Raw genomic sequence first — 25,661 nt, 5'->3', positions numbered from 1 at the left:
ATGGCCCTGACCGCCACCAACGACTTCGTCGTCAAGTTCGCCAACGTCAACGGATCCGGCTCCGCCTCCGCCAACCAGCTCTTCGCCAAGTCCATCCTGCGCATGGGCATCCCCATCGCATCGCGCAACATCTTCCCTTCGAACATCCAGGGTCTGCCCACCTGGTTCGAGGTGCGGGTCTCAGGCGCCGGTCATCTCGGCCGGCGCGGCGGCGTGGACCTGATGGTGGCGATGAACCCGCAGACCTGGGACCGCGACGTCGCGGAGATCGAGCCGGGCGGCTACCTGTTCTACGATTCCACGCGGCCCATTCCGCAATCGCGCTTCCGCCAGGACATCACCGTGATCGGTGTGCCGCTGACGGCGATGTGCAACGAGGCCTATGACGATCCGCGGCAGCGCCAACTGTTCAAGAACATCATCTATGTCGGCGCGCTGTCCGCGTTGCTGGACATGGACCCGGAGGCGCCCGCGCAGCTCATCCGCGAGCAGTTCCGCGCGAAGGAGAAGCTGATCCAGCCCAATCTCGACGCGCTGAAGATGGGGCGCGACTGGGCAATGGCGAACCTCTCCTGCCCGCTCGGCCTGACGCTCGCGCGGATGGATGCGGTGGGCGATCGCATCTTCACGGATGGCAATTCCGCCGCCGCGCTCGGCGCGGTCTATGGCGGCGCGACGGTCTGCGCCTGGTATCCGATCACGCCTTCGACCTCGCTTGCGGAAGGCTATGAGCGATACGCCCGGAAGTTCCGCACCAACCCGGACGGCACCAAGCGCTACGCCATCGTGCAGGCCGAGGACGAGCTGGCGAGCATCGGCATGGTGATCGGCGCGGGTTGGAACGGCGCGCGCGCCTTCACCGCCACCTCGGGCCCCGGCATCTCCCTGATGGGCGAGTTCGTCGGTCTTGCCTATTTCGCGGAGATCCCGGCGGTGATCTTCGACGTGCAGCGCGCCGGCCCTTCCACCGGCATGCCGACGCGCACGCAGCAATCGGATGTGCTCGCCGCCGCCTATGCCAGCCATGGCGACACCAAGCATGTGGTGCTGCTGCCCGAGGACCCGCATGAGTGCTTCATCATGGGCGCGGACGCCTTCGACCTGGCCGACCGCCTGCAGACGCCGATCTTCGTCCTGCTCGACCTCGACATCGGCATGAATGACTGGCTCTGCGAGCCCTTCCACTGGGACGACGCCCGCCGCATGGACCGCGGCAAGGTGATGACGGCCGAGGAGCTGGAGGAAGGAAAGACCTTCGGGCGCTACCTGGATGTGGATGGCGACGGCATTCCCTTCCGCACCTGGCCCGGCACGCACCCCACCAAGGGCTCCTTCTTCACCCGCGGTACCTCGCGCGACCGCTATGCGCGGTACACCGAGGAAGGTGCTGCCTATGTGGACAACATGCAGCGGCTGCTGCGGAAGTTCGACACGGCGAAGCAGATCGTGCCGCGGCCGGTGGAGACGCACGCGAAGCAGCCGACGCCGCTCGGCGTGATCTTCTACGGCTCGACCTCGGCCGCGATGCGGGAGGCGCTGGAGGCGCTCGAGGCGGACGGCATCCACCTGGATGCGTTGCGCGTCCGCGCCTTCCCCTTTCACGACGACGTGCTGGATTTCGTGCGCCGGCACGAGCGCGTCTTCCTGGTGGAGCAGAACCGGGACGCGCAGCTGCGCACGCTGGTGGTGAATGAAGGCGAGATCGATCCTTCGCGCATCGTGCCGGTGCTGCATTACGACGGCACGCCGATCACCGCCCGCTTCATCCGTGCCGCGATCGCCGATCGTGCCAGCGCGACCAATGTCATCCCGCTCTCGCGGATGGGAGCCGCCGAATGACCTTCCTCAACAAATCCAGGTTCCACCACCCGCAGCTTGCGCCCAATGCGCTCGGCCTGACGCGGCGCGACTACGAAGGCGCGATCTCCACCCTCTGCGCCGGCTGCGGCCATGATTCGATCAGCGCGGCGATCATCCAGGCCTGCTTCGAGCTGGACCTGCCGCCGCACCGGATCGCGAAGCTCTCGGGCATCGGCTGCTCCTCCAAGACGCCCACCTACTTCCTCGGTGCGGCGCATGGCTTCAATTCCGTGCATGGCCGCATGCCCTCCGTGCTGACGGGCGCGAACCTGGCGAACCGCGACCTGGTCTATCTCGGCGTCTCGGGCGACGGGGACAGCGCCTCCATCGGCCTCGGCCAGTTCGCGCACAGCATCCGCCGCGGCGTGAACATGACCTACATCGTCGAGAACAACGGCGTGTACGGCCTGACCAAGGGTCAGTTCTCCGCCACCTCGGACAAGGGATCGAAGGCGAAGAAGGGCACGATCAACACCGACGAGCCGATCGACATGGTGGCGATGGCGCTGCAGCTCGGCGCCACCTTCGTCGGCCGCAGCTTCTCGGGCGACAAGGCGCAGCTTGTCCCCCTGATCAAGGCCGCGCTGCGCCATCCGGGTGCGGCCTTCATCGACTGCATCAGCCCCTGTGTCGCCTTCAACAACCATGAGGGCTCGACCAAGAGCTTCGATTTCGTGCGCGCCCACAACGAGGCGGTGAACCGCCTGGACGTGATCCTCGGCCGCGACCACATCGAGGCGGAATACGAGCCCGGCACCGCGATCGAGGTGACGCAGCATGACGGCACGGTGCTGCGCCTGCGCAAGCTGGCCGAGGAGCACGATCCCACGGACCGCGTCTCCGCCATGAACCACCTGCAGGAACGCAAGGCGGCCGGCGAGATCGTCACCGGCCTGATCTTCGTGGACCCGGAGCCGGAGGAACTGCACGACCATCTCGGCACCATCGCCGGGCCGCTGAACGCGCTCGGCGATGCCGATCTCTGTCCCGGCGCGGCGGCGCTGGAGAAGGTGAACGCCGCCTTGCGTTGAGGCGGCTGATCCACCGCTCCGGCGTTGCCGCCTTCGCCGATCAGCCGCCTGAGCGCCCTCAATACATCAGGCGCTTGTCCAGCACGTTGATCATCGCCTGCCGGCGCCCGTCCAGCCAGCAGCGCAGATTGTGCAGGAAGATGTCGGTGATCCGCGCGTTCTCGCTGTCCACCGTGCTGGCGGAATGCGGGCTGATCAGCACGTTCGGCATGTCCCAGAGCGGGTTGTCCGCTGGCAGGGGCTCCACCTCCGCCACGTCCAGCGCGGCGAAGCCGATGTGGCCGCTGCGCAGCGCCGCGATCAGCGCGGGTTCCTCCACCACCTGGCCGCGCGCGATGTTGACGAAGGCGGCACCCGGCCGCATCGCCGCGATCGCCGCCGCGTCGATCATCCGCTCCGTCTCCGGCGTGTGCGGCACGGTCACCACCACCGCATCCGCGCGCCCCAGCGCGGCGTGCAGCGCCGACGAAGGCAGAACCTCGTCGAACAGGTCGTTGTGCGCGCGCGCCTTGGCGGGATCGCGCGCCACCGCGACCACATGCATCTCCAGGCCCTTCGCCACCTTGGCGCTGCCGCGCGCCAGGTCGCCGGCGCCGATGATCACCAGCGTCTTGCCGCCGACCTCGTCCGCGCAATAGCGCGTCCAGCGATGCGCGCGCTGCTCCGCCTGCAGATGCGCCAGCCCCCGGAAATGCGCCAGCAGCGCCATGAAGACGAATTCCGCCAGCGGCCGCGCATGCACGCCGCGCGCCGTCGTCACCAGGATGTCGCTCTCCCGCAGGCCGACGCGCGCGATGTGCTGCCCCACACCGGTGCTCGTCGCCTGGATCCAGCGCAGCCTCGGCGCCTTCGTCAGCTCCTCGGCGGAAGGGATGTCGAAGCTGATCGTCGCCTCGCGCAGCATCGCCTCCCACCGCGCCTGCTGGTCGGCGTTGCGGGTGAACGGCGCGCCCTTGTGGTCGTTCCTGTAGCGCGTGGGCGGCAGCAGCTCCGGCGCGTAGAGCACCTCGACCCGCGCGGGGTCCAGCGCGGCGATGCGGGCGACATGCTCGGGCTCGAGCGGGGAGGAGATGAAGATCTTTTCGCGTTCCATCTGGATCACTTGCGCCAATGCGTGGCCATGATGGCGATGAAGGCCGCCGCCCTGCAACCGAGGGAGCCCCGATGCCCCATCCGACCGCGCCGGCATGAGCGCCGTCGCCGAAGCCGAGCCGGCTCCAGGCCCGCTCGCCTCGCTGCGGCGCCTCAATCGCCGCACCCTGCCACCGCTGCTGATCTACCTGGCCGCCGGCGCCAGCGGCTTCGCCGCTATCGCCGAGACCTTCTGGGTACGCGAGCGCCTGGGCCTGCCCGCGACGACGCTGCTGGCGCTGGCCGCCTGGCTGACCGTGCCCTGGACGCTGAAGATGGTGGTCGGGCACATGGTGGACACGGTGCCGATCCTCGGCTCGCGTCGCCGGTCCTACATCCTGCTGGGTGCGCTGCTGCAATGCGGCGCCGGTTTCGCGCTGGCCCTCGCCGCCTCCGGCGCGCTCGCGCTGCGCATGGCGGAGCTGGTCTACATCGCCGCCTCGCTCACCGTCGTGGTCGGGCTGGTCGTGCAGGATTGCGTGGCCGACGCCATGACGACGGAGGTGGTGGACCGCGCCGCACCGGACGGCACGCCGCGCGATCCCGCCGTGGTGCAGGCGGAGCTCGGCGACGTGCAGGTGCTCGGCCGCGTCGCGCTGATGGGCGGCGCCTTCGCGACCGCGGGCATCGGCGGCTGGGCGGCGCAGGTGCTGCCGGTCTCCACCGTCTTCCTGATCGGCGCCGCGATCCCGCTGCTTTCGGTCGTCGCCGCCCTCCTGGCGGGGGAGGCGGATGGCAGCCCGGAGCGGCCCGATGCGCGCATCCTTGGCGGCGGCGGCGCCTTCGCGGCGGCGTTGCTCGCCCTCGGCATCCTCGATCCGCCCTTCGCGCCGGAGATCGGGCTGCTGCTGACCCTCGGCGTGCTGGTCTACCTGCTGCGCACCACGATGGAGGGCGTGCCGCCCGCCACGCAGCGCGCGATGGCCGCGGCGGCGGCGGTGATCTTCGCCTTCCGCGCCGCGCCCCCGGCCGGGCCGGCGCTGCAATGGTGGCAGATCGACGTGCTCGGCTACGACCAGGCCTTCTTCGGCGTGCTGGCGCAGATCGGCACCGGGCTTGCCATCGCGGGCTCGCTGCTGCTCGGCGCGCGCATCGTGCGGATGCCGCTCGGCCGCGTGCTGGCGTGGCTCGCGATCCTCGGCGCCGCCTTCTCGCTGCCGACCATCGGCATGCTGTTCGGCCTGCATGCATGGACCGCGGCGCATCTCGGCTTCGGGGCGCGGACGCTCGGGCTGGTGGACACGGTGCTGTCGGCGCCGCTGGCGCAGCTCGGCATGATCCCGGTGCTGACGCTGATCGCGGTGCATGCGCCGCCCGGGCGGCAGGCGACCTGGTTCGCGCTGGTCGCCAGCCTGATGAACCTGGCGCTGCAGGCCGGCAACGTCTTCTCCCGCGGGCTCAACGCCGCCTTCCCGGTGGAGCGCGGCGCGTATGGGGAACTGCCCGCGCTGGTCATCGCCGCGACGGTGGCTGGGCTGGCGCTCGCCCTCGGCGCCATCGCGCTGCTCGGGCGCTGGATCGCGCCGGGCAAGCCGCCGGAGCCCTCGGGACCGGCGACAGGATGAGGCAGGTCTGTCATCCTGCGGGGCATGCCTCGCAGGACTGATGGCGCGCCCGCCAAGGCGCAGCGGCACCGCCGGATCCTCGCCGCGCTGACCACCGACCCGACGGTGCGCATCTCCGCGCTCGCCACGCAGTTCGGCGTGTCGGCCGAAACGGTCCGGCGCGACATCGAGGAATTGTCGGCCCAGGGCGCCGTGCGCCGCACCTATGGCGGCGCCTCCGTCACCCATGCCGGGCTGCAGCCCGAGTTCTCCTCCCGCGAACGGATGGCGGTGGCCGAGCGGGCGCGGATCGGCGCCGCCGCGGCGGCGATGGTGCAGGAGGGGGCGGTGGTCATGCTGGATGCCGGCAGCACCACCACGCATTTCGCGCGCGCGCTGGCGGCGCGCGGCATTTCCGCGACGGTGCTGACCAACAGCCTGACGGCTGCCACCGAATTGGCGTCCGGCGGCGCGCCGGGCTTGCGCGTGCTGCTCTGCCCCGGCGAGGTCAGCGTGGCCGAGCGCGGGGTCTATGGCTCCGAAACCGAAGCCTTCCTCCGCCGATTCAATGCCGACCTGGCGGTGATCGGCGCTTCCGGCCTGACGGAGGAGGGGCCCTGCGAGGTCGTCTCCCACGCCGCCTGGGTAAAGCGCGCCATGCTCTCCCGGGCGCCCCGGCGGGTCCTGCTGGCGGATTCCGGAAAATTCGGGCGCGGCCTGCTGGAATGCGTCTGCCCCCTGGCGGAACTGACGGACCTGGTCACGGAAGCGCCCCCGCCGGCGCCGCTCGGGGCGGCGCTGGGTCGGGCGGGCACGGCCGTCACCCTGGCTGACCCCGCTTCGTGATGTTGCGGATCTCCACATCGGCTGCGGCATGTGCCACATTCGGCCCATGGGTTCGCTCACCCGCCCGCCGGCCCCGCCGGCGCCGCTCCACGCCGCCGCCCCCGCGCGGCTGGCCGCGTTGCGCTGGGTGCTGACCGACATCGACGATACCCTGACCACCGAGGGTCGGCTGACCGCGGAGGCCTATGCCGCGCTGGAGCGGCTGCAGCAGGCCGGGCTGCTCGTGGTCCCCGTCACCGGGCGGCCGGCCGGCTGGTGCGACATGATCGCCCGCCTCTGGCCCGTGGCCGCCGTGGTCGGGGAGAATGGCGCGCTGTGGTATGCGATGGACCACGCCGCCCGCCGCATGCGCCGCCACCATGTGCAGGACGACGCCACGCGCGCGGCATCGCGCGCGCGGCTCGAAGTGCTTGCCGCCCGGGCGATGGCCCTGGTCCCGGGCAGCCGCATCGCCGCCGACCAACCCTTCCGCGCCTTCGACATGGCGGTGGATTTCTGCGAGGACGCCGGCCCCTTGCCGCTGGCAGACGCCGAGCGCATCGCCGCGGTCTTCCGCGAAGGTGGCGCGGCGGCGAAGGTCAGCTCGATCCATGTGAACGCCTGGATCGGCGAGTGGGACAAGCTGGCCGGCCTGCGCCATCTCTTCGCAACGCTCTGGCAGCCGCTGGAGGCCGTGATCCAGCAGGTCGCCTTCGTCGGCGACAGCCCGAATGACGCGCCGCTCTTCGCCGCCGTGCCGCTCTCGGTCGGCGTTGCGAATGTGGCGCCGTTCCTGCCAAGCCTCGCCAGCCCGCCGTCCTATGTGACGGCGGGCGCGGGCGGCGCCGGCTTCGTGGAGTTCGCCGAGGCGGTGCTTGCCGCCATCAACAACAAGGAGGAGACGCCAACATGATCCGACGCCTGTTGCCCGCCGCGGGCTTCGCCGCCGCGCTGCTCGCCACCATGCCCTGGTCGCAGTCCCAGGCGCAGTCCAACTGCGGCTTCCGCGGCGCCCTCGATGAAGCCTTTTGCGACGAGAACCGCGACATGGTGGCCGATGTGCCGACCGATCCGGCGCGGCTGCGCGATCCCTCCACCCTGGTCTTCGCCTACACGCCGGTGGAGGATCCCGCGCTCTATGCCAGCCAGTTCCGGCCCTTCACAGAGTTCCTGACCCAGTGCACGGGGAAGCGCGTGGTGTATTTCCAGGTCACCTCCAACGCCGCGCAGGTCGAGGCGATGCGATCCGGCCGCCTGCACATCGCGGGCTTCTCCACCGGCCCCACCGCCTTCGCGGTGAACCTCGCCGGCGCCGTGCCCTTCGCGATCAAGGGCAATGAGCGTGAGTTCGAGAGCTATCGCCTTGCCGTGCTGGTGCGCGCGGACAGCCCGTTCCAGCAGATGTCGGACCTCAAGGGGCGGCGCGTGGCGCACACCTCCGCCACCTCGAATTCCGGCAACCTGGCGCCGCGCGCCTTCTTCCCCGGCCTCGGCCTGGTGCCGGACACCGACTACCGGGTGATCTATTCGGGCGGGCACGACCGCAGCGTGATGGGCGTGAATGCCGGCGACTACGACGCGGCGCCCGTTGCCTCCGACGTGTTCAACCGCATGGTGGCGCGCGGCCAGGTGCGGCGCGAGAACTTCCGCGTCATCTGGGAATCCGATCCCTTCCCGACCAGCAGCTTCGCCCTGGCGCATGACCTGCGGCCGGAGCTCGCCCAGCGCATCCGCCAGTGCTTCTTCGACTTCCGCTTCCCGGAGGCGATGAAGCGCGACCTCGGCGGGAATGACCGCTTCTGGCCGGCGACCTACGCGCAGCAATGGGCGCCGGTGCGCGCCGTGGCCGATGCGGTGAACGCGCCCTACAACCGCGCCGCCTGGGACGCCGAGAGCCGGCGCGAGCTGGAGGCCGAGCAGCGCCGCAACCAGCAGCGCCAGCAGCAGCAGCAGCAACAGCAGCCGCAGCGCACGCAGTGAACCACATGGCCGCGCAGGGCATCGGCACGCGGGGCGTCGCCCCGACCGGCACGCGGGGGCTCGTCCTCCGCGGCCTGGCGAAGGAATACACGCCTGGCAAGCCGGTGCTGCGCGGCATCGACCTTGCGTTCCCGGAGCAGGGCATCACCGCGATCATCGGCCCCTCCGGCACCGGCAAGTCCACGCTGATCCGCTGCATCAACCGTCTGGTGGAGCCGACGTCCGGCGAGATCCTGCTGCATGGCGAGGATCTCGCGAAGCTGCGGGGCCGCGCGCTGCGGCTTGCGCGGCGGCGGATCGGCATGGTGTTCCAGGAGTACAACCTGGTCGAGCGCCTGACGGTGATGGAGAACGTGCTCTCCGGCCGGCTCGGCTATGTGCCGCTATGGCGGGCCTGGCTGCGGAAATACCCGCAGGAGGACATCGCCCGCGCCTTCGAGCTGCTCGACGCGGTCGGCCTGCCGGAACAGGCGACGCGCCGCGCCGATGCGCTCTCCGGCGGCCAGCGCCAGCGCGTGGGCATCGCGCGTGCCCTGATGCAGCGCCCCGAGCTGCTGCTGGCGGACGAGCCGACTTCGTCTCTCGATCCCAAGACGGCGGTCGAGGTGATGGAGCTGCTGACGCGGCTGACGGAGGCCGCCGGCGTGCCGGTCATCGTCAATATCCACAATGTCGATCTTGCGAAGCGCTTCGCGCAGCGGATCATCGGCATGTCCGAAGGCGCGGTGGTGTTCGACGGCCCGCCGGAGGCGCTGCAGCCGCACCACCTGCAGCAGATCTATGGCGGCGAGGACTGGATTTGAGCGGCGCCTCGCAAGCCGCGCGGCAGGCCTTCGCGCCGAACTGGGGCGCGCGGCTCGGGCTGCTCGCCCTCGCGCTCTATTCGCTCTACGCGATGGCGCAGCTCGACATCACCTGGGACAGGCTGCTTATCGGCTTCGGCGAGGCGGGGCGCTTCCTCGCGCGCATGTGGCCGCCCAATTTCGAGCGCTGGGAACTGCTGATCGAGGGCCTGCTGGAGAGCATCCAGATCGCCGTCCTCGCCTCCGCCCTTGGCATCCTGCTGTCCCTGCCGCTCGGGCTGATGGCGGCGCGCAACCTGGCGCCCACGCTGCTGACGGCGCCGACGCGTGCCTTCATCGCGCTCTGCCGGTCGCTGCACTACGTGATCGTGGCGATCCTGTTCGTGAAGGCGATCGGCTTCGGCGCGCTGGCCGGAGTCGCCGCGCTGACCATCGCGTCCATGGGCTTCATCGCCAAGCTCTTCGCCGAGGCGATCGAGGAGATCTCGATGAAGCAGGTGGAGGCGATCCGCGCGACGGGCGCGGGCTTCGGCGCGGTGCTGCTCTACGGCGTGCTGCCGCAGGTCGCCTCCCGGTTCACGGGCTTCTGCCTCTATCAGCTCGATTCCAACCTGCGGAACTCCACGCTCGTCGGCATCGTCGGCGCGGGCGGCATCGGCGGCACGCTCTTCGCCGCCTTCAAGCGCTTCGACTACGATTTCGTCGCCGCGATCCTGCTGTCCATCATCGCGCTGATCTTCCTGGCGGAGGTGATCTCCGCGCGCATCCGGGCGGCGATGCAATGAGCGGCGCGGCCGGCACCGCGGGCCCGATGGCGCCGCTCATTCGCGAATGGCACCGCTTCACCCCGGCCGAGCGCATCGGGCGCTGGCTGGTCTGGCTGGCGATCGTCGCCAGCGTCGTCTGGGCCGTGCGGACGGTGGAGATCATCCCCGAATTCCTGGAAGACGCGCCGGAGCAGATGGCCGACCTGCTGGTGCGGATGTGGCCGCCGGACCTCGCGCACTACTACCCGGATGTCCACGCCGCGCTGGTCGAGACGCTGCACATCGCGACGCTTGGCACGCTGTTCTCCTTCCTGCTGGCGGTGCCGCTGGCGCTGCTGGCGGCGCGCAACATCTGTCGCATCCGCCCGCTCAACGCCTTCGCGCAGCTGATGCTGGTCTCCTCGCGCAGCGTGAACTCGCTGGTCTGGGCGCTGATCTTCGTCGCGGTCTTCGGCCCCGGCGCCGCCGCCGGCGTCTTCGCCATCGCCTTCCGCTCCGTCGGCTTCGTCGGCAAGCTGCTGGCCGAGGCGCTGGAGGAGACGAACCGCGGCCCGGTCGAGGCGTTGACGGCGGCCGGAGCGCCCTGGGGCCACATCATGCTCAAGGGCGTCTGGCCGCAGGTGCAGCCCGCCTTCTGGGGCATCGCGCTGTTCCGCTGGGACATCAACGTGCGGGAGAGCGCGGTGCTCGGTCTCGTCGGCGCCGGTGGCATCGGCGTGGTGCTCGACGACGCCATCAACTTCTTCCAGTGGGAGCGCGTCGCGACCGTGCTGCTGGCGATCCTCGCCGTGGTGATCGTGGCCGAGATCGTCGTCACGCGGATCCGCAGCCGGCTGATCTGAGCGCATGACGGACCTGTTCGACCTTCTCGTCATCGGCGGCGGCGTCAACGGCGCCGGCATCGCGCGCGACGCGCAGGGCAGGGGGCTTTCCACCTGCCTCGTGGAGCGCGGCGACCTGGCGGGCGCGACCTCCTCCGCCTCCTCCAAGCTGATCCATGGCGGGTTGCGTTATCTCGAGCAGTACGAGTTCCGCCTGGTGCGGGAGGCGCTGGCGGAGCGCGAGGTGCTGTTGAAGCTGGCGCCGCACATCATCTGGCCGATGCGCTTCGTGCTGCCGCACCGGCCGGAGATGCGCCCGCGCTGGATGATCCGCGCCGGCCTCTTCCTCTACGACCACCTGGCGCCCCGCGTGAGCCTGCCGGGTGCGGAGAGCATCCCGGTGCCGCGGCATCCCTATGGCGAGCCGTTGCAGCGGGAGATCAGCGCGGCCTTCGCCTATTCCGACTGCTGGGTGGAGGACAGCCGCCTCGTCGTGCTGAACGCCCGCGACGCCGCCGCGCGCGGCGCGGAGGTGCTGGTTCGCACCAGCTTCCTCGGCGCCGAGCGCGAGGGCGAGGCCTGGACCTGCCGCCTGCAGGAAGCCGACGGGACCGAGCGGCGCATCCGCGCCCGTGCCCTGGTGAACGCCGCCGGCCCCTGGGTGATGCAGGCGCAGGATGCGGCGCATGCGCGCGCGCAGGACCGCGTGCGGCTGGTGCGTGGCAGCCACATCGTGCTGCCCGCCCTGTATGAGGGCGACCAGGCCTACATCCTGCAGAACGACGACCGCCGCGTTGTCTTCGTCATTCCCTACGAGCGAAAATTCTCGCTGGTCGGCACGACCGACGTGCCGCATGACGGCGACGCCCGGGAGGCGCGCTGCACGCCGGAGGAAGCGGCCTATCTCTGCGCCGCTGTCGGCCGCCAGTTCCGCCGCGCGCCGAAGCCGGAGGAGATCGTCTGGACTTATTCCGGCGTGCGCCCGCTGCACGACGACGGGGCGGACAATCCCTCCGCCGTCACGCGCGACTACGTGCTGAAGACCGATGCGCCGCCCGGCCAGCCGCCGCTGCTGACGATCTATGGCGGCAAGATCACCACCTATCGCCGGCTTGCGGAGGAGGCGGTGGAGAAGGTCGGCGCGGCGCTCGGCCGCCCCGGCACGTCGTGGACCGCAACGGCGGCGTTGCCGGGCGGGGAGTTCGGCGGCCTCGACCTGCCGGCGTTCGAGGCCGAGATGGCGCGCCGCCATCCCTGGCTGGAGCCCAGCGTGCTGCGCCGGCTGGTGCGCGCCTATGGCAGCGACCTCGATGCGCTGCTGGACGGCGCAAGCGGCCCGAACGCGATGGGCGCGGAATACGGCGCCGGCTTCACCGAGCGCGAGCTGGACTGGCTGGTCCGCCACGAATGGGCGCGCACGGCCGAGGACGTGCTCTGGCGCCGCTCCAAGCTCGGCCTGCACATGCCGGAGGAAGGCCAGCGCCGCCTTGCGGCGCGGCTGGGCGGCTGAGCGGCGCCCGCTTTCCCGTTGCGGCGTCAGCCGACGCCGAGCAGTTCCACCTCGAACAGCAGCGTCGCGTTCGGCGGGATGACGCCGCCCGCGCCGCGCGCGCCGTAGCCCATCTCGGGCGGGATGGTCAGCAGCCGCTGGCCGCCGATGCGCATCCCCGCCACGCCGCGGTCCCAGCCCTGGATCACATGGCCCGCGCCGAGCGGGAAGACGAAGGGCTCGCCGCGGTCGCGGGAGCTGTCGAACTTGCGACCCTTGTTGTCCGGCGCCTTCGGGTCGAACAGCCAGCCGGTGTAGTGGACCGTCACCGGCTTGCCGGCGAGCGCCATCGTGCCCTCGCCCACCACGATGTCCTGCATGCCGAGCGGCATCGCCTCAGCTCCCCGCACGGAAGGTGATGGCCTTGGCGCCGTCCCACAGCACCGACCGGCCGATCTTCGCCAGCACGTCCAGCTTCTCGGTGATGGTCAGGAAGTGGTTGCCGGCGAGCTGCCCCGCCTTGGAGGCGAAGCTGCAGGGGCCGTAGGCGACCAGGATCTCCGTCTCGCTCAGGCTGGTCGGCATGCCGCCCGGATAGACGATGACATGGCCTGGCGCCGGATGGCTGGTGGCGTTCTCGAAGCCGAGCGAGAGGTCGCGCTCGCCCATCGGGATCCAGCAGGCCTCGCCGGACCAGCGCACATGGATGATGCGGTCGCTGAAGGGCAGCAGCGCGCGGAAGCGCGCGACGGTCTTCGGCGCGTCCTGCGTCTCGAAGCGGGCGCGGAACACCTCGCCTGCGATGTCGATATGGATGTCGGCCATGCCGTGCCCCCGGGTGTCTCAGCGCTGCGCGCCGCGTTACGCGAGCGGCGTGGCCTTGCCAAGCCGGGGCGGTCAGCCGGGCAGCACCTCGACCCCGCGGAGGCCGGCAGCGAGCACGGCGCGCAGGTCCCGCGCATCCAGTGCGACGCAGCCCTCGGTCGGCGCGAAGTCGGGCCGAGCGAGATGGAGGAAGATCGCGCTGCCGCGCCCGCGCTCCACCGGATCGTCGTTCCAGCCGAGTACGCCGACGATGTCGTAGAGCGGGTCCTCGCGCCAGAGACGTTCATGGGAGGCGTCGAAGGGCAGGCGGACGGGCCGGTTGTAGGCGCGGTGGCCCGGGTCGTCGCACCAGCCATCCTCGGGCGCGATGGGCTCGACCGGCACGGCGCAGCGCGGCGGCGGGCCGCGATCGGCGCGGAACAGCACGCGGCGGAGCGGCATGCGCGCGGCGGGCGTGGCGCCGTCGCCCTCGCGTTTCTCCGTCGCCGGGCGGATGCCGCCCTTGCCGAGGGCGCAGCGCAGCACGAGGCTGCCGAGGATAAGCCGGCCGTCCGGCGTCACGGTTGCGAAGCCGGGCTCAGCCGCTGGCATGGTGGTCTCCGTTGCGGGCCAGGGTGGAGCTCGGCGCGGCCGGCTCGGCGGCGCGAAATTCCTCGATGGCGGCCATGACGGCCGAGGAAAGCATGCCGACCGGCCCGCCGAACAGGGCGCCACCGAGCACGCGCATGGGCGGTGGGATGCGGTCGCCGGTGACGGCCCGGTAGATCGTGCCGACCACCGGCAGATGGTGCAGGGGATTCAGCCCCGCGAGGAACTCCGCGAAGGTGATGTCCCCCGGGATCGGCTCGTAGCCATCCGGCCCCACGGAAGGCGGCGCCTGGGGGGCCGCGCCGGGCGGCCGGGTGAAGAGGGCGGAGATGTCCATGCCGTCGGCCTCCCTGCGGAGCCGCCGGAGAGGCAAACTGCGTGCCGCGCCGCAAAAACCGGCGCGCTGTGCGCGCCGAGGCCGCGAATGCGGCCCGCGCCCGGACCGCCAGCCGAAATCAACGCATCAGTGCGTGGCGCGAAGCCAAGGCGGCGGAGCCGCCGCGTCACGCCGAGGGCGTGCCTCCGGCATGACGCGTCCGAGGGCACCAGATCAGGCGAGCAGATGCCCGAAGCGCTTGGCCTTGGTGGCGAGGTATTCGTCGTTCACCCCGTTGGCTGCGAACTGGTGCGCCTCCCGCCCCGCAACCTCGATGCCGCAGGCGGCAAGGCCAGCCAGCTTGTCAGGGTTGTTGGTCAGCAGCCGGACATGCGGGATGCCGACGGCGCGCAGCATCTCCGCCGCCACCCAGAAGTTGCGCTCGTCCGCGCCGTAGCCGAGCGCCCGGTTCGCATCGAGGGTGTCGAGGCCCTGGTCCTGCAGCGTGTAGGCACGCAGCTTGTTCACGAGGCCGATGCCGCGCCCCTCCTGCGCCAGATACAGCAGCACGCCGCCCGCCGGATCCTCGGCCATGCGCTTGATGGCGCCGCGAAGCTGCGGCCCGCAGTCGCAGCGCAGGCTCCCGAGCAGGTCGCCCGTGAAGCATTCGGAATGGATGCGCGCGAGCGGCACCCGGCCCTCCGCCAGCGCCGTCTCGGGCCGGCCGACCAGGATCGCCAGGTGCTCGATGCCGCCATCGGCCGCGCGGAAGGCGACGATGCGGGCCTCCGGGGCGTCCTCGAGCGGCACGCGCGCCTCCGCCACCCGGCCGAGGGTGCCCGCGGCGGTATCGGGATAGGACAGCACCTGCTCGGCGCCGACCGCGAGCACGTCCAGCCGGCTGGCGGCGGCGTCGCTGGCCGGGGCGACGACGAGGGCCGGCAGGAGCTTGGCAAGCTTGGCCAGGGCGATCGCGGCCGGCGCCAGGCCAGGGGCCGACACGCGCTCGGGCTCGGCGGGCAGCAGCCGCTCGGCGGTCGGGTCCGCGAGGCTGCGGAGCACGGCCGGGTCGAGCAGGGAAGGCGGCAGCCGGAGCGCGACGGCTTCCTGGGACTGGCCCCGCAGGTCGCCCTGCGGCACCGGGCGCTGCAGCACCGCCGCCGCCCGGACGGGCGCCAGCAGCAGGCAGGCCGGCGCCATGGCGCCGGCGGCGAGCTCCGCCAGGCCGCGGGCCGACACGGTCTCCGCAGCGGCGGCCAGCAGCGCCCCTTCCGCGCCGCGCAGCAGCACCGGCGTGCCGCGGCGCAACTCGGAGGCGGCGCGATGGACGGCCCGCAGGGCGCGGGCGGCGGTATCCTGGGAAGGCGGCTCGCGAAGCTGTGACGGGATCGGTCCCGCAATGCTCATCTGTTCGGTTCCGTGCTGGCGGCGGGGATTCACGGGGGCCAATGTGGCGCGGGCAAGGCGTTTGGCAGGGGGCGCGGCGGAGAAATTCGTCCCGACCCTCACGAAGCTGCTACCATGTCGTGAACGCGACGATGGTTGCCGCGTTGCACTACCGTGGGGCACTGTCGCAACCAATATATATCGCCCCGTTGCAGCATGGCGGGTCGCGCTTCATCCGGTTTTCTTCGCGGCCTGTCGGCTGTACCGTCTGAACATAACTCTGGAGCGGGAGCACAGATGTCTGGCCCTCGACCCATCCTTGTGGTGGACGACGACGAAGCCCTGCGCGAAACGCTGTGCGAGCAGCTTGCGCATGATGGCGAATTCGCCCCCGAGCAGGCGGCGAGCGCGGCGGAGGCCGCGGCAAGGCTCGGCATGGAGGATGCGCGCTACGACGCGGTCATCCTCGATATCGGCCTGCCCGACGGCGATGGGCGGGAGCTCTGCGCCAGGCTGCGAAGGCAGGGGCTGCGGATGCCCATCCTGATGCTGACCGGCGCCGATGCCGAGCAGGACATCGTCCGCGGCCTGGACAGCGGGGCGAACGACTACATCGCCAAGCCTTTCCGGGTCTCCGAGCTGACCGCCCGTCTGCGCGCCCAGCTTCGCGTCTTCGACAATTCCGAGGATGCGGTCTTCACGGTCGGGCCCTACACCTTCCGGCCCTCGGCCAAGCTGCTCCAGGACCCCTCGCGGAATCGGAAGATCCGGCTGACGGAGAAGGAAGCGGCGATCCTGAAGTATCTGTATCGCGCCGGCGGGCGGCCGGTGGGGCGGCAGATCCTGCTGAACGAGGTGTGGGGCTACAACAGCGCCGTCACCACGCACACGCTGGAGACGCATATCTATCGCCTGCGACAGAAGATCGAACCCGATCCGAGCCAGGCCCGGCTGTTGCTGACCGAAGGCGGCGGCTACCGCCTCGACCCCCATGCGGGCCGGAGCACCGCGCAGGCCGCCTGAGCCTGCCGTGCCGCCCGCGCATCGAGGCGCGGGCGGCGCATCGCGGCGCTATTCCAGGCGGCATGCCTCGTCGAAGGACAGCCGCGGGTTGCGCGGGAACAGCCCCGCCGCGTCGCCATAGCCGAGATTGACCAGGAAGTTGGACCGCCAGCTCGTCCCGGCGAAGAACAGCTCGTCCACCTTGCTGTTGTCGAAGCCGCTCATCGCCCCGACGTCGAGGCCGACGGCGCGCGCGGCGAGCATCAGGTAGGCGCCCTGCAGCGTGCCGTTCCGGAAGGCGCTCTGCTCGGCGAAGGCGGGGTTGCCGGCGAACCAGGACCGCGCATCGGCATGCGGGAAGAGGAAGGGCAGCTTCTCGTAGAACTCGACGTCATGCGCGACGATGACGGTGACCGGCGCGGTCATCGTCTTCTCGACATTGCCCGCCGAGAGGGCCTGCTTCAGCTTCGCCTTGCCCTCGGCCGTGCGGACGAAGACGAAGCGCGCCGGCGAGGAATTGGCCGAGGTCGGGGCGAACTTCAGGAGGTTGTAGATCTCCTCGAGCCTGGCGTCCGGCACGGGCCGGTCCTGCCAGGCATTGTGCGTCCGCGCCTCGCGGAACAGCTGGTCGAGGGCCTTGTCGTCAAGCAGCGACGGGTCGGAGAGCATCGGGCGGCTTCCCAGGAGTTGCGATCGCGGTCCAGATAGGGACCGCACGCGCCGATGCCAGCACTGCCGGGCGGATGACCGTCATCCGCCCGGTCAATGGGGGCCGTTAATCAGGCGTCGACCTGCTCCACCCGCTGCACTTCCGGCACGTAATGGCGCAGCATGTTCTCGACGCCGTGCTTCAGCGTGGCGCGGGAGGAGGGGCAGCCGCTGCAGGCGCCCTGCAGGTGCAGCTTCACGACACCCTCCCGGAAGCCGCGGAACACGATGTCGCCGCCATCGCCGGCCACCGCCGGGCGCACGCGCGTGTCCAGCAATTCCTTGATCTGGGCGACGATCTCGCCGTCCTCGGGGGCGAAGTCCTCGTCCTCCGCGGCGGCTTCCTCGCCTTCCATCGCCGGCAGGCCGGAGAGGTAGTGCTCCATGATGGCGCTCAGCACCCGCGGGCGCAGGGCCTGCCAGTCGGCGTCCTCAGTCTTGGTGACGGTGACGAAGTCGTTGCCGAGGAACACGCGGGCCACCTCGCCCACGCCGAAGATGCGCGCGGCGAGCGGGCTGCGGCCCTCGGTTTCCGCGGAGTGGGTGAAATCGGCGGTGCCGCGGCCGCCCATGACGTCGCGGCCCGGCAGGAACTTCAGCGTGGCCGGGTTCGGGGTGCCTTCCGTCTCGATGAACATCGTGCTTCGTGATCCGCGTTCTGATGCTGCGATACCAGACCCATGTGGTCCTTTTTGGCAATCCCCGCAACGCCCGCCGGCCCGCGTCCGAGGCGGGTCAGGTCAGCCGGTCCAGCTCCGCGTCCGTGATGGCGCCGGGCACGATGGTCATCGGCACGCTGAGCTTGGCGGCGTAGCGCCCGGCCAGGGCCGAGATCAGGGGACCGGGTCCGGAGCCGCCGGCGGCCGCGGCCAGCACCAGGATGGAGATGCGCGGATCCTCCTCGAGCAGGGCGAGGAGCTCGTCGCGCGCATCGCCTTCCCGGATCAGCAGGATCGGGATGCCGCCGGTCAGCTCGTTCACCTCGGCGGCGAGGCCCGAGAGCAGCTTCTCGGCTTCCTGCCGGCGCTCCTCGGCCAGCATCGCGCCGACGCCGGCCCATTCCACCTGGCCCGCCGGCTCGATCACGCGCAGCAGCGCAACGCGCCCGCCGCTCTTGCGCGCACGCAGGCAGGCATAGCGCAGGGCGACCCGGCGCTCCGGGCTGTCATCCACCACCACGAGGAAGACGCGGTCCCGCCGCGCCTGTGCCGCCGCCTCGGTCTCGCTCATCAGCCCCTCCGGAACAGCACGCTGCCAAGCCAGCCCGCGAAGGCCGCGAGCAGGATGCATGCCAGGGCATACAGCACGGGCAGGCCCTGCGCGACATCGGCGATACGGGCGGCCGAGCCGACGCGCTCCACATCGAGCGCGAGGTCCTGCCGCGCCACCACCCGGCCGTCCCGCACCAGCATCACCTCCACGCGATAGGTGCCCGTGGCGACAGTGGAGGGCACGGGCAGCCGCGCGTGGAACAGCCGGCCGCCCGAAACCTCGATCGGCCGCAGCTGGTCCACCCACAGCCCCTGGCGCTGCTTCAGCTCGCGCAGGGCGCGGCGGAACTGCGGCCCCGGGTCGCCGATCTGCGGCAGCGGCAGCAGGTCGAGGCCGAGCCGCAGCTCGCTGCGCGCGAGGGGGGCGAACATCAGCTCCACCGGCCGCGTCGAGGCCAGCGCCCAGTAGGAGGGGATGCCGTTGAACCGGGCCGAGGGCCCGTTGATCCAGAAGCCGAGCACCTCGATCTTCTGGCGCACGACGAGCGAGGTCCGCGGCCCGGTGGCCAGCACCACGATCTCGTCGCCCGCGCCGCCGATCAGGCGGTCGGTCGCGCCGAACACCAGGATCTCGCCGCCGGTGAAGGCGGTGCTGACCTCGATCCGGCGGGTGGAGAGCTCGGCGGAGAGGGAGGGCGTCGCGCCCGGTTGCGCCAGGGCGGCGGGCGCGGCCAGCAGCAGCGCGGCAAGCAGCAGCAGCGCCGCCCGCGCGCTCACGGTGCGGGCCCGATCACGAAGAGCTGCCCCGGCACGCTCAGCAGGTCCCACAGGAGGGCGCCCGCGACGGCCAGCACCAGCGCGCCGAGCAGCGCGCGCGTCTCCTCGCCGCGCAGCCTGGTGCCCATCTGCGCGCCGAACTGCGCACCGACCACGCCGCCGGCCAGCAGCAGCAGCGTCAGCACGATGTCCACGCTGCCCACCTGCACGGCCTGCAGGAAGGTGACGTTGGCGGTGACGAAGACCACCTGGAACAGCGAGGTGCCGATCACCACCGAGGTCGGCATGCCCAGCAGGTAGATCATCGCCGGCACCAGCATGAAGCCGCCGCCGACGCCCATCACCGCCGAGAGCACGCCGATGGCGACGCCGATCAGCAGCGGCGGGATGACGGAGATGTAGAGGCGCGACTTGCGGAACCGCATCTTGAACGGCAGGCCGTGGATCCAGAGATGCTCGTGCAGCCGCGCCGGCCGCGCCTTGTTCCGCCGGAGGATCGCGCCGACGCTCTCGCGCACCATCAGCGCGCCGACCGTACCGAGCACCACGACGTAGAAGATCGCCACCGCAAGATCGACCTGGCCCGCGCGCCGGAGCCAGGCGAAAAGCTGCACGCCGGCCGCGGAGCCGATGAAGCCGCCGATCAGCAGCACCACCCCCATGCGCAGATCCACATTGCCGCGCCGCCACTGCGCCATGAGGCCGGAGACGGAGGCGCCGAGCGTCTGGTTCGCGCCGGAGCCGACGGCGACCGCTGAGGGGATGCCGATCAGGATCAGCAGCGGCGTCAGCAGGAAGCCGCCGCCCACGCCGAACAGGCCCGAGAGCCAGCCCACGCCGAAGCCGATGCCGAGCAGGAGCAGGGCATCCACCGACATCTCGGCGATCGGCAGATAGACCTGCATCGCGTCGGGCGGACTTCCACGAAGAGCGTGGCGGGACTGGTCGGGGATGCACCCGAACTGCGCGCGCCGCAACCCGGTGGCCGGAATTTATCGCGTTTGCGGCGTGGAAACCCCCGGCGTCTCCGCGGTCGAACGCCCTAAGCGTGGCGCGCGCGCCGATTCAGGGACGCGGTCTTTGCGACTCCGCGCCCATCGCGTCGCCTCAGCCCGCGCGCCGCCGGAACGCGCCGAGAAACGCCAGTGCCGGGCCGAACAGCAGCACCGCCCCGGGCGCGGGGATGTAGGTGAGGAAGCCGGTCCACTGGATCTCGCTGACCATCGTCCAGGGCAGTGCCGGATCCTGCACGAACTGCAGGTCGTGGAACGGCCCGCGCAGGCCGAGGCCGCCGAAGGCCACCGGCCCCACCGTGCCGGGCGCGGGCGGCGCAAAAGGCAGCGGCAAGCCGTCCAGCAGGATCGCCAGCGGCGCGCCGACGCCGCCGACGCCCGTGTTGTCGAGCCAGATCGTCACGCTGTCGATGGTGAGCCGCACGCAGAGGCAGACAGGCACGGGGAACAGGAAGGTCAGGGTGGGGTCAGTCGTGAAACCCCGCCGCCACCCGACATAGAGCCCGGTTCCGCCGAGATCGGCATCCGCGAACCAGGGCGTCGTAGCCGCCACGCCGTCGGTCAGCTTCCCCCAGCCGCCGGACAGGGGCGCACCGTCCTGCATCGTGTTGCCGGCGCCGTTGTACAGGGCGTCCCAGTAGTTGAACGTTCCGCCGCTGGCCACGCCGTCGCCGTTCGGCATGTCATAGGGCAGCGGCACGAAGGGCACCGGCGAGGCGCTCGTCGCGACAGGGCCCATCAGGATCGCCGCCGCGAGCAACAGGGGGCCGGAGCGCGACATGGCGCAGTCTCCACACCAGGGTTGCAGCAGCTTCGCGCGGCGGCTTGGCGGGTCGCAACATCGTTTGTTGCGGTGGGCGATCACAAACCCTTGCCCCGGTGCTGGCGTTGGCCGGGTGTTTCCGGAGGGGAAGGAGTCTTCCATGCAGGCCCGTGTCGCGACCGCCGACCATGACGGCGTCGTCGCCGTCGCACGCCCCGAGGGAGCGCCATCCCTCGCGCCTCGCGTCTCCTGGGGCGCCGTCTTCGCCGGCGGTGTCGCCGCGGTGGGGCTCGGCGCCATGCTCAACATGCTGGGGCTTGCGATCGGCGCCACCACGCTCGATCCCGCGACGCCCGGCGAGTCCCCGGCCGCGGAGACCTTCGCGCTGATCGCCGGCGGCTGGCTGCTGCTGGCCAATCTTGTCGCGCTGCTGGGCGGCGGCTGGGTCGCGGCGCGGCTCTCCGGCACGGCGGACCGGATGGACGGCGCGCTGCATGGCTTCGCCGTCTGGGCGGTGGCCTTCCTGCTCTCCTTCCTGCTGGTCGGGAACATCGTCGCCGGCACGGCTGGCACCGCCGCCCGCGGCGCCTCCGCGCTGATCGGCGGCACGGCGCAGGGGCTGGGCCAGGCGGCGCAGGCCATTGCGCCGCAGGCGGCCGACGCGCTGGATCCGGAGGGCCTGACAGCGCGGCTCGAGCGCATGCTGCGCAGCGAGGGCGCGCCCGAGGAGATGAGCAGCGACCAGCGCCAGGCGGAGATCGCGCGGCTGATCGCCGAGCGCGTGCGGGAAGAGGGTGACGGGGCCGGCCAGGACCGGCTGCCCGCGCTGCTGGCCGCCGAGTTCGGTATTCCCGAACAGCAGGCCCAGGCGCGCATCGCCGAGCTGGAATCCCGCGCCCGCGAACTGGCGACCGAGGTGGAGCGCCAGGCGCGCAGCGCAGCCGAGGCCGCGACGAACGCCGCCGCGACCGGCGCCTACTGGGTCTTCGCGGCGATGATCCTGGGGGCGGCCGCGGCGGCGGTGGGCGGCGCGATCGGCACGCGCCGCCTCGTCGTGGCCTGTCCCGGTCAGATGTGAAGCGGGCGTCCGTCCACGGCCAGGGCGGCTTCCTTCACGGCCTCGTTCAACGAAGGATGGGCGTGGCAGGTGCGGGCCACGTCCTCCGCGCTCGCGCCAAATTCCATGGCGATCGCGATCTCGGCGATCAGCGTGCCGGCATCGGGCCCGATGATGTGCGTGCCGAGCACGCGGTCCGTCGCCTTGTCCGCCAGGATCTTCACGAAGCCGTCCGTGTCGCCCATCGCGCGGGCGCGGCCATTTGCCGTGAAGGGAAACTTGCCCACTTTGTAGGCCTGCCCGCGGGCCTTCAGCTGCTCCTCGGTCTCGCCGATCGAGGCCACTTCCGGCCACGTATAGACCACGCCAGGGATCGCGCCGTAGTTCACATGCCCATGCTGGCCGGCCAGCATCTCGGCCAGCGCGACGCCCTCTTCCTCGGCCTTGTGGGCGAGCATCGGGCCGATGATGGCGTCGCCGATGGCGAAGATGCCCGGGACGCTGGTGGCGAAATGCGCGTCTGTCACCACGCGCCCGCGCTCGTCCAGCGCGACGCCGACCTGCTTCAGCCCCAGCCCCTCGGTGTAGGGGCGGCGGCCGATCGCGAGCAGCACCACGTCGGCGCGCAGCTCCTCGGCCTTGCCGCCCGCGGCGGGTTCCAGCGTCAGCGTGACGCCCGTCTCGTCCTGCTTCGCGCCGGTGACCTTGGTCTTGAGGCGGAACTTCATCCCCTGCTTGCCCAGGATGCGCTCGAAGGCCTTGCCGACCTCGTTGTCCATGCTGGGCACCAGGCGGTCGAGGAACTCCACCACCGTCACCTCGGACCCGAGGCGGCGCCAGACGCTGCCGAGCTCGAGGCCGATATAGCCGCCGCCGATCACCACCAGGTGGCCCGGCACCTGTTCGAGCTCGAGCCCGCCCGTCGAGGTGACGACGCGCTTCTCGTCCACCGTGATGCCAGGCAGGGGGATGCTCTCGCTGCCCGTGGCGATGACGATGTTTTTTGCCTCGTAGGTCGTGCCGTTCACCTCGACCTTGCCCGGGGCGGCAATCCGGCCCTCGCCCTTCAGCCAGGTCACCTTGTTCTTCTTGAACAGGAACTCGATGCCCTTGACGTTGGAGGAGACGACCTCGCCCTTGCGGGCCAGCATCTTCTTCAGGTCGAGCGAGACGGCGCCGATATTCACGCCATGCTCCGCCAGCTTGTGCTTCGCCTCCTCGAAATGCTCGGAGGATTGCAGCAGCGCCTTCGACGGGATGCAGCCGACATTCAGGCAGGTGCCGCCCAGCGTCCCGCGCTTCTCGACGCAGGCCACCTTCATCCCGAGCTGCGCCGCGCGAATCGCGCAGACATAGCCGCCGGGTCCGGCGCCGATGACGATGACGTCGAAGCTTTCAGCCATGGGGTATGCCGTCCTGTCCTTGCCGGGCCGGACCATACGCAGCGGCGCGCCGGGCACAAGCCGCACCCGCCCGCCACTTCCGCAACCCGGATCAACCGGGCCTGCGGCATAAGGCGGCCATGCCCCACGACCTTCCCGGCCCGGCCAAGGCCTCCACCCGGCTCGACTATGGGCGGCGCATCGCCCGCGCCATGGCGCTGATCGCCGCCGACCCGGCGCGCAGCCCGACGCTCGAGGAGTTGGCCGCCGCCGCCGCCTTCAGCCCCTTCCACTTCCACCGGATCTACCGCGAGTTGACCGGCGAGACCCCCGCCGAGACCCAGGCGCGGGAGCGCCTGTCCCGCGCCGCCGCCCTTTTGGTGCGCGGCGGCGAGCCCATAGCCGCCGTCGCGAAGGCCAGCGGCTATGGCAGCGCCGCGGCCTTCACCCGCGCCTTCCGCGCCGCCTACGGCATCCCGCCGGCGGCCTATCGTGACCGCGGCGGCATCGGCCTGCCGCGTCCGCCCGCCCCGCATCGAGAGGAGACCGCCATGCACGAGATCACGATCCGCGACGAACCCGCGCTGCGCCTGGCGGCGCTGGCCCATCGGGGCGCCTATACCGGCATCGGCGGCAGCTTCGACCGGCTGATGGCCTGGGCCGCTTCGCGCCGGCTGATCGGGCCGGAGACGCGCTTCCTCGGACTCTATCACGACGACCCGACCACGGTGGCGGAGAAGGACCTGCGCTCCGACGCCTGCCTGACCGTGCCGGCCGGCGTGGAGGGCGGGGAGGGCGTGCGCATCCTGGACCTGCCGCCGAGCCGCTGCGCCGTGCTGGTCTTCCAGGGCCCCTATGCCGAGCTGGAGGGCGCCTATTCCTGGATCTACCGCGACTGGCTGCCCGGCAGCGGGGAGGAACCGGCCGATCAGCCGGTGCGGGAGGACTACCTGAACGACTGCCGCACCCTGCCGCCGGCCGAATGGCTGACGGCGATCCTGGTGCCGCTGAAGGAGAAGGTGGCGGCCTGAACGACGAGGGCGAAGACGACAAGGGCGGGCTCCCTTCCGGGAGCCCGCCCCTCGGCGTCCGAATCGTCCGGCGGGATCACACGTCCAGCATGAGACGGCGGGGATCCTCGATGGCTTCCTTCACGCGGACCAGGAAGCTGACGGCTTCCTTCCCGTCCACGATGCGGTGGTCGTAGCTGAGCGCGATGTACATCATCGGGCGGATCTCGACCTTGCCGCCGACGGCCATCGGCCGCTCCTGGATCTTGTGCATGCCCAGGATGCCGGACTGCGGCGGGTTCAGGATCGGCGTGGACATCAGCGACCCGTAGATGCCGCCATTGGTGATGGTGAAGCTGCCGCCGGTCAGCTCATCCAGCTTCAGCGCGCCGTCGCGGGCGCGGCGGCCGAAATCGCCGATGGACTTCTCGATCTGCGCGAAGCCGAGCTGGTCGGCGTTCCGCAGCACCGGCACCACCAGCCCGCTCGGCCCGCCGACGGCGATGCCCATGTGGACGAAGTGCTTGTAGATGATCTCGTCGCCCTCGATCTCCGCGTTCACCGCGGGGAATTCCTTCAGCGCGGCGACGCAGGCCTTCACGAAGAAGCTCATGAAGCCGAGCTTCACGCCGTGGCGCTTCTCGAAGACGTCCTTGTACTCGTTCCTGAGCGCCATCACCGCGCCCATGTCCACCTCGTTGAAGGTGGTGAGCATCGCGGCGGTGTTCTGCGCTTCCTTGAGGCGACGCGCGATGGTCTGGCGCAGGCGCGTCATCTTCACGCGCTCCTCGCCCGTCTCCAGCGCGCGCGCAGCCTTCGGCGCGGGGGCTGCGGCCGCGGCGGGCGCGGCGGCGGGGCGGCTCAGGAAATCCAGCACGTCGCCCTTGGTGATGCGCCCGTCCTTGCCCGTGCCCGCGATCTGACCGGCGCCGATGCCGGCATCGGCCATCAGCTTGGTCGCCGCGGGGCCGTTCGGCAGCGCCGCGGAAGGCTCGCCGGGCCGCGAGACCGGGCCGGTCGGCGTGCGCGGCGCCTCGACATGCGGCGCGGCGGCCGCAGCGGGGGCGGGCGTCGGCGCGGTCGGCGTGCCGGTGGAGGCGGGGCGCGCCGCAGCGGCGCCGGCCGTGATGGTTCCGAGCACCGCGCCGGCGGCGACTTCCGCGCCCTCATTCGCGGCGATCGCCTCGATCACGCCGGCGGCGGGGGCGTTGACCTCGACGGTCACCTTGTCCGTCTCGAGCTCCACCAGCGGCTCATCGGCCGCGACCGCCTCTCCGGCCTTCTTCAGCCAGCGCGCCACGGTTGCGCTCGAAACGCTCTCCCCCAGGGGGGGAACCACGATCTCCGTCATCTTGCTCTGCCTCTCGCGTGC

At 71.2% G+C, this 25,661-nt stretch carries 27 protein-coding genes; 13 read left to right on the top strand and 14 right to left on the bottom strand.

The genetic code is table 11. From position 1 onward, the window contains the following. Both DFH01_RS21960 and DFH01_RS21955 read left to right on the top strand, forming a co-directional pair. Window positions 1-1,839, top strand: coding sequence for a 2-oxoacid:acceptor oxidoreductase subunit alpha (locus DFH01_RS21960; protein WP_109872642.1), 1,839 nt, complete (start codon window positions 1-3; stop codon window positions 1,837-1,839). Then, the gene (locus DFH01_RS21955; protein ID WP_109872641.1) at window positions 1,836-2,891 is read left to right on the top strand and encodes a 2-oxoacid:ferredoxin oxidoreductase subunit beta; all 1,056 of its coding nucleotides are present in this window, start codon (window positions 1,836-1,838) and stop codon (window positions 2,889-2,891) included. Before DFH01_RS21960 ends, DFH01_RS21955 begins: the two co-directional genes overlap by 4 nt. Before the next feature lie 58 nt (window positions 2,892-2,949). On the opposite strand, the gene DFH01_RS21950 is transcribed toward DFH01_RS21955, so the two are convergent. Continuing rightward, a complete protein-coding gene (locus DFH01_RS21950; protein ID WP_199231344.1) occupies window positions 2,950-3,984 on the bottom strand; it encodes a D-2-hydroxyacid dehydrogenase in 1,035 nt (344 codons plus the stop codon). A gap of 94 nt (window positions 3,985-4,078) precedes the next feature. On the opposite strand from DFH01_RS21950, the gene DFH01_RS21945 reads away from it, so the two are divergent. Genes DFH01_RS21945 through glpD form a run of 8 tightly spaced genes read left to right on the top strand, consistent with a single transcriptional unit; the run spans window position 4,079 to window position 12,272 of the window. Then, window positions 4,079-5,587: an MFS transporter gene (locus tag DFH01_RS21945; RefSeq protein ID WP_109872640.1), complete on the top strand. Its 1,509-nt coding sequence runs from the start codon at window positions 4,079-4,081 to the stop codon at window positions 5,585-5,587. A gap of 24 nt (window positions 5,588-5,611) precedes the next feature. After that, window positions 5,612-6,412, top strand: coding sequence for a DeoR/GlpR family DNA-binding transcription regulator (locus tag DFH01_RS21940; RefSeq protein ID WP_109872639.1), 801 nt, complete (start codon window positions 5,612-5,614; stop codon window positions 6,410-6,412). A gap of 46 nt (window positions 6,413-6,458) precedes the next feature. Next, the gene (locus tag DFH01_RS21935) at window positions 6,459-7,304 is read left to right on the top strand and encodes an HAD family hydrolase (protein WP_109872638.1); all 846 of its coding nucleotides are present in this window, start codon (window positions 6,459-6,461) and stop codon (window positions 7,302-7,304) included. Continuing rightward, on the top strand, window positions 7,301-8,371 hold the full coding sequence (gene phnD, locus DFH01_RS21930) for a phosphate/phosphite/phosphonate ABC transporter substrate-binding protein (protein ID WP_109872637.1): 1,071 nt from the start codon (window positions 7,301-7,303) through the stop codon (window positions 8,369-8,371). Before DFH01_RS21935 ends, phnD begins: the two co-directional genes overlap by 4 nt. Before the next feature lie 5 nt (window positions 8,372-8,376). Next, complete coding sequence (phnC, locus tag DFH01_RS21925; RefSeq protein ID WP_109872636.1) at window positions 8,377-9,174, top strand: phosphonate ABC transporter ATP-binding protein; 798 nt, start codon at window positions 8,377-8,379, stop codon at window positions 9,172-9,174. After that, the gene (gene phnE, locus DFH01_RS21920) at window positions 9,171-9,959 is read left to right on the top strand and encodes a phosphonate ABC transporter, permease protein PhnE (protein ID WP_233256230.1); all 789 of its coding nucleotides are present in this window, start codon (window positions 9,171-9,173) and stop codon (window positions 9,957-9,959) included. The genes phnC and phnE (DFH01_RS21920) overlap by 4 nt, the downstream gene beginning before the upstream one ends. Continuing rightward, a complete protein-coding gene (gene phnE, locus DFH01_RS21915; protein WP_199231343.1) occupies window positions 9,956-10,783 on the top strand; it encodes a phosphonate ABC transporter, permease protein PhnE in 828 nt (275 codons plus the stop codon). The genes phnE (DFH01_RS21920) and phnE (DFH01_RS21915) overlap by 4 nt, the downstream gene beginning before the upstream one ends. 4 nt (window positions 10,784-10,787) lie before the next feature. Next, the gene (gene glpD, locus DFH01_RS21910; RefSeq protein ID WP_109872635.1) at window positions 10,788-12,272 is read left to right on the top strand and encodes a glycerol-3-phosphate dehydrogenase; all 1,485 of its coding nucleotides are present in this window, start codon (window positions 10,788-10,790) and stop codon (window positions 12,270-12,272) included. Between the two features lie 26 nt (window positions 12,273-12,298). Here the strand turns inward: glpD and DFH01_RS21905 are convergent, their stop codons facing one another. The 5 genes from DFH01_RS21905 to ribA all read right to left on the bottom strand — a co-directional run bounded on the left by DFH01_RS21905 (window position 12,299) and on the right by ribA (window position 15,387). Beyond that, window positions 12,299-12,643, bottom strand: coding sequence for an FKBP-type peptidyl-prolyl cis-trans isomerase (locus DFH01_RS21905; protein ID WP_109872634.1), 345 nt, complete (start codon window positions 12,641-12,643; stop codon window positions 12,299-12,301). Window positions 12,644-12,647: 4 nt separating this feature from the next. Beyond that, window positions 12,648-13,076, bottom strand: a complete 429-nt coding sequence (locus DFH01_RS21900) for a DUF3830 family protein (RefSeq protein WP_109872633.1) — start codon at window positions 13,074-13,076, stop codon at window positions 12,648-12,650. A 72-nt stretch (window positions 13,077-13,148) separates the two neighbouring features. Next, on the bottom strand, window positions 13,149-13,667 hold the full coding sequence (locus DFH01_RS21895) for a L,D-transpeptidase family protein (RefSeq protein WP_109872632.1): 519 nt from the start codon (window positions 13,665-13,667) through the stop codon (window positions 13,149-13,151). Continuing rightward, a complete protein-coding gene (locus DFH01_RS21890; protein WP_109872631.1) occupies window positions 13,654-14,001 on the bottom strand; it encodes a hypothetical protein in 348 nt (115 codons plus the stop codon). Before DFH01_RS21890 ends, DFH01_RS21895 begins: the two co-directional genes overlap by 14 nt. Before the next feature lie 213 nt (window positions 14,002-14,214). Continuing rightward, the gene (gene ribA, locus DFH01_RS21885; protein ID WP_109872630.1) at window positions 14,215-15,387 is read right to left on the bottom strand and encodes a GTP cyclohydrolase II; all 1,173 of its coding nucleotides are present in this window, start codon (window positions 15,385-15,387) and stop codon (window positions 14,215-14,217) included. A gap of 276 nt (window positions 15,388-15,663) precedes the next feature. On the opposite strand from ribA, the gene DFH01_RS21880 reads away from it, so the two are divergent. Beyond that, window positions 15,664-16,389, top strand: coding sequence for a response regulator transcription factor (locus tag DFH01_RS21880; RefSeq protein WP_109872629.1), 726 nt, complete (start codon window positions 15,664-15,666; stop codon window positions 16,387-16,389). A gap of 48 nt (window positions 16,390-16,437) precedes the next feature. On the opposite strand, the gene DFH01_RS21875 is transcribed toward DFH01_RS21880, so the two are convergent. The 6 genes from DFH01_RS21875 to DFH01_RS21850 all read right to left on the bottom strand — a co-directional run bounded on the left by DFH01_RS21875 (window position 16,438) and on the right by DFH01_RS21850 (window position 20,858). Then, entirely contained in the window at window positions 16,438-17,037 is a 600-nt protein-coding gene (locus tag DFH01_RS21875) for a malonic semialdehyde reductase (RefSeq protein WP_109872628.1), read from the bottom strand. Window positions 17,038-17,147: 110 nt separating this feature from the next. Continuing rightward, entirely contained in the window at window positions 17,148-17,714 is a 567-nt protein-coding gene (locus tag DFH01_RS21870; protein ID WP_109872627.1) for a NifU family protein, read from the bottom strand. 97 nt (window positions 17,715-17,811) lie between these two features. Then, window positions 17,812-18,306: a universal stress protein gene (locus DFH01_RS21865; protein WP_109872626.1), complete on the bottom strand. Its 495-nt coding sequence runs from the start codon at window positions 18,304-18,306 to the stop codon at window positions 17,812-17,814. Continuing rightward, window positions 18,306-19,064 (bottom strand): TIGR02186 family protein, encoded by a 759-nt coding sequence (locus tag DFH01_RS21860; RefSeq protein ID WP_158287856.1) that lies wholly within the window; start codon window positions 19,062-19,064, stop codon window positions 18,306-18,308. Before DFH01_RS21860 ends, DFH01_RS21865 begins: the two co-directional genes overlap by 1 nt. Beyond that, on the bottom strand, window positions 19,061-19,969 hold the full coding sequence (locus DFH01_RS21855) for a sulfite exporter TauE/SafE family protein (RefSeq protein ID WP_109872625.1): 909 nt from the start codon (window positions 19,967-19,969) through the stop codon (window positions 19,061-19,063). Before DFH01_RS21855 ends, DFH01_RS21860 begins: the two co-directional genes overlap by 4 nt. Before the next feature lie 202 nt (window positions 19,970-20,171). Then, window positions 20,172-20,858 (bottom strand): hypothetical protein, encoded by a 687-nt coding sequence (locus tag DFH01_RS21850; protein ID WP_109872624.1) that lies wholly within the window; start codon window positions 20,856-20,858, stop codon window positions 20,172-20,174. Window positions 20,859-21,000: 142 nt separating this feature from the next. Here DFH01_RS21850 and DFH01_RS21845 point away from each other — a divergent pair, with 142 nt between their 5' ends. Further along, entirely contained in the window at window positions 21,001-21,918 is a 918-nt protein-coding gene (locus DFH01_RS21845) for a hypothetical protein (RefSeq protein WP_109872623.1), read from the top strand. On the opposite strand, the gene lpdA is transcribed toward DFH01_RS21845, so the two are convergent. Next, window positions 21,909-23,300 carry a dihydrolipoyl dehydrogenase gene (lpdA, locus tag DFH01_RS21840; RefSeq protein WP_109872622.1) on the bottom strand — a complete coding sequence of 464 codons (1,392 nt, stop codon included), beginning with the start codon at window positions 23,298-23,300 and terminating at the stop codon, window positions 21,909-21,911. The two genes, DFH01_RS21845 and lpdA, sit on opposite strands and share 10 nt — an antisense overlap. Before the next feature lie 119 nt (window positions 23,301-23,419). Between lpdA and DFH01_RS21835 the strand changes: the two genes are divergently transcribed. Further along, window positions 23,420-24,310, top strand: coding sequence for an AraC family transcriptional regulator (locus DFH01_RS21835; RefSeq protein WP_109872621.1), 891 nt, complete (start codon window positions 23,420-23,422; stop codon window positions 24,308-24,310). 76 nt (window positions 24,311-24,386) lie between these two features. Here DFH01_RS21835 and odhB read toward each other — a convergent pair whose 3' ends face one another. Further along, window positions 24,387-25,640 (bottom strand): 2-oxoglutarate dehydrogenase complex dihydrolipoyllysine-residue succinyltransferase, encoded by a 1,254-nt coding sequence (gene odhB / locus DFH01_RS21830; RefSeq protein ID WP_109872620.1) that lies wholly within the window; start codon window positions 25,638-25,640, stop codon window positions 24,387-24,389. Between the last annotated feature and the right edge of the window lie 21 nt (window positions 25,641-25,661).

The sequence above is a fragment of the Falsiroseomonas bella genome, from assembly GCF_003173615.1.
GTDB classification, from domain to species: Bacteria; Pseudomonadota; Alphaproteobacteria; order Acetobacterales; family Acetobacteraceae; genus Falsiroseomonas; species Falsiroseomonas bella.
The sequence above is the reverse complement of the archived record's forward strand: the minus strand, read 5'-3'. Positions and strand labels throughout refer to the sequence as shown.

Bases quoted from the DNA above. Each gene is read 5' to 3' on its own strand.
- DFH01_RS21845 (WP_109872623.1), top strand. From the start codon at position 21,001: ATGCAGGCCCGTGTCGCGACCGCCGACCATGACGGCGTCGTCGCCGTC.
- DFH01_RS21950 (WP_199231344.1), bottom strand. From the start codon at position 3,984: ATGGAACGCGAAAAGATCTTCATCTCCTCCCCGCTCGAGCCCGAGCAT.
- phnE (WP_199231343.1), top strand. From the start codon at position 9,956: ATGAGCGGCGCGGCCGGCACCGCGGGCCCGATGGCGCCGCTCATTCGC.
- DFH01_RS21960 (WP_109872642.1), top strand. From the start codon at position 1: ATGGCCCTGACCGCCACCAACGACTTCGTCGTCAAGTTCGCCAACGTC.
- DFH01_RS21880 (WP_109872629.1), top strand. From the start codon at position 15,664: ATGTCTGGCCCTCGACCCATCCTTGTGGTGGACGACGACGAAGCCCTG.
- DFH01_RS21865 (WP_109872626.1), bottom strand. From the start codon at position 18,306: ATGAGCGAGACCGAGGCGGCGGCACAGGCGCGGCGGGACCGCGTCTTC.
- DFH01_RS21935 (WP_109872638.1), top strand. From the start codon at position 6,459: ATGGGTTCGCTCACCCGCCCGCCGGCCCCGCCGGCGCCGCTCCACGCC.
- DFH01_RS21940 (WP_109872639.1), top strand. From the start codon at position 5,612: ATGCCTCGCAGGACTGATGGCGCGCCCGCCAAGGCGCAGCGGCACCGC.
- DFH01_RS21855 (WP_109872625.1), bottom strand. From the start codon at position 19,969: ATGCAGGTCTATCTGCCGATCGCCGAGATGTCGGTGGATGCCCTGCTC.
- DFH01_RS21850 (WP_109872624.1), bottom strand. From the start codon at position 20,858: ATGTCGCGCTCCGGCCCCCTGTTGCTCGCGGCGGCGATCCTGATGGGC.
- glpD (WP_109872635.1), top strand. From the start codon at position 10,788: ATGACGGACCTGTTCGACCTTCTCGTCATCGGCGGCGGCGTCAACGGC.
- DFH01_RS21945 (WP_109872640.1), top strand. From the start codon at position 4,079: ATGAGCGCCGTCGCCGAAGCCGAGCCGGCTCCAGGCCCGCTCGCCTCG.
- DFH01_RS21895 (WP_109872632.1), bottom strand. From the start codon at position 13,667: ATGCCAGCGGCTGAGCCCGGCTTCGCAACCGTGACGCCGGACGGCCGG.
- DFH01_RS21890 (WP_109872631.1), bottom strand. From the start codon at position 14,001: ATGGACATCTCCGCCCTCTTCACCCGGCCGCCCGGCGCGGCCCCCCAG.
- DFH01_RS21905 (WP_109872634.1), bottom strand. From the start codon at position 12,643: ATGCCGCTCGGCATGCAGGACATCGTGGTGGGCGAGGGCACGATGGCG.
- DFH01_RS21870 (WP_109872627.1), bottom strand. From the start codon at position 17,714: ATGTTCATCGAGACGGAAGGCACCCCGAACCCGGCCACGCTGAAGTTC.
- DFH01_RS21835 (WP_109872621.1), top strand. From the start codon at position 23,420: ATGCCCCACGACCTTCCCGGCCCGGCCAAGGCCTCCACCCGGCTCGAC.
- phnD (WP_109872637.1), top strand. From the start codon at position 7,301: ATGATCCGACGCCTGTTGCCCGCCGCGGGCTTCGCCGCCGCGCTGCTC.
- lpdA (WP_109872622.1), bottom strand. From the start codon at position 23,300: ATGGCTGAAAGCTTCGACGTCATCGTCATCGGCGCCGGACCCGGCGGC.
- DFH01_RS21875 (WP_109872628.1), bottom strand. From the start codon at position 17,037: ATGCTCTCCGACCCGTCGCTGCTTGACGACAAGGCCCTCGACCAGCTG.
- DFH01_RS21900 (WP_109872633.1), bottom strand. From the start codon at position 13,076: ATGGCCGACATCCATATCGACATCGCAGGCGAGGTGTTCCGCGCCCGC.
- DFH01_RS21955 (WP_109872641.1), top strand. From the start codon at position 1,836: ATGACCTTCCTCAACAAATCCAGGTTCCACCACCCGCAGCTTGCGCCC.
- ribA (WP_109872630.1), bottom strand. From the start codon at position 15,387: ATGAGCATTGCGGGACCGATCCCGTCACAGCTTCGCGAGCCGCCTTCC.
- odhB (WP_109872620.1), bottom strand. From the start codon at position 25,640: ATGACGGAGATCGTGGTTCCCCCCCTGGGGGAGAGCGTTTCGAGCGCA.
- phnC (WP_109872636.1), top strand. From the start codon at position 8,377: ATGGCCGCGCAGGGCATCGGCACGCGGGGCGTCGCCCCGACCGGCACG.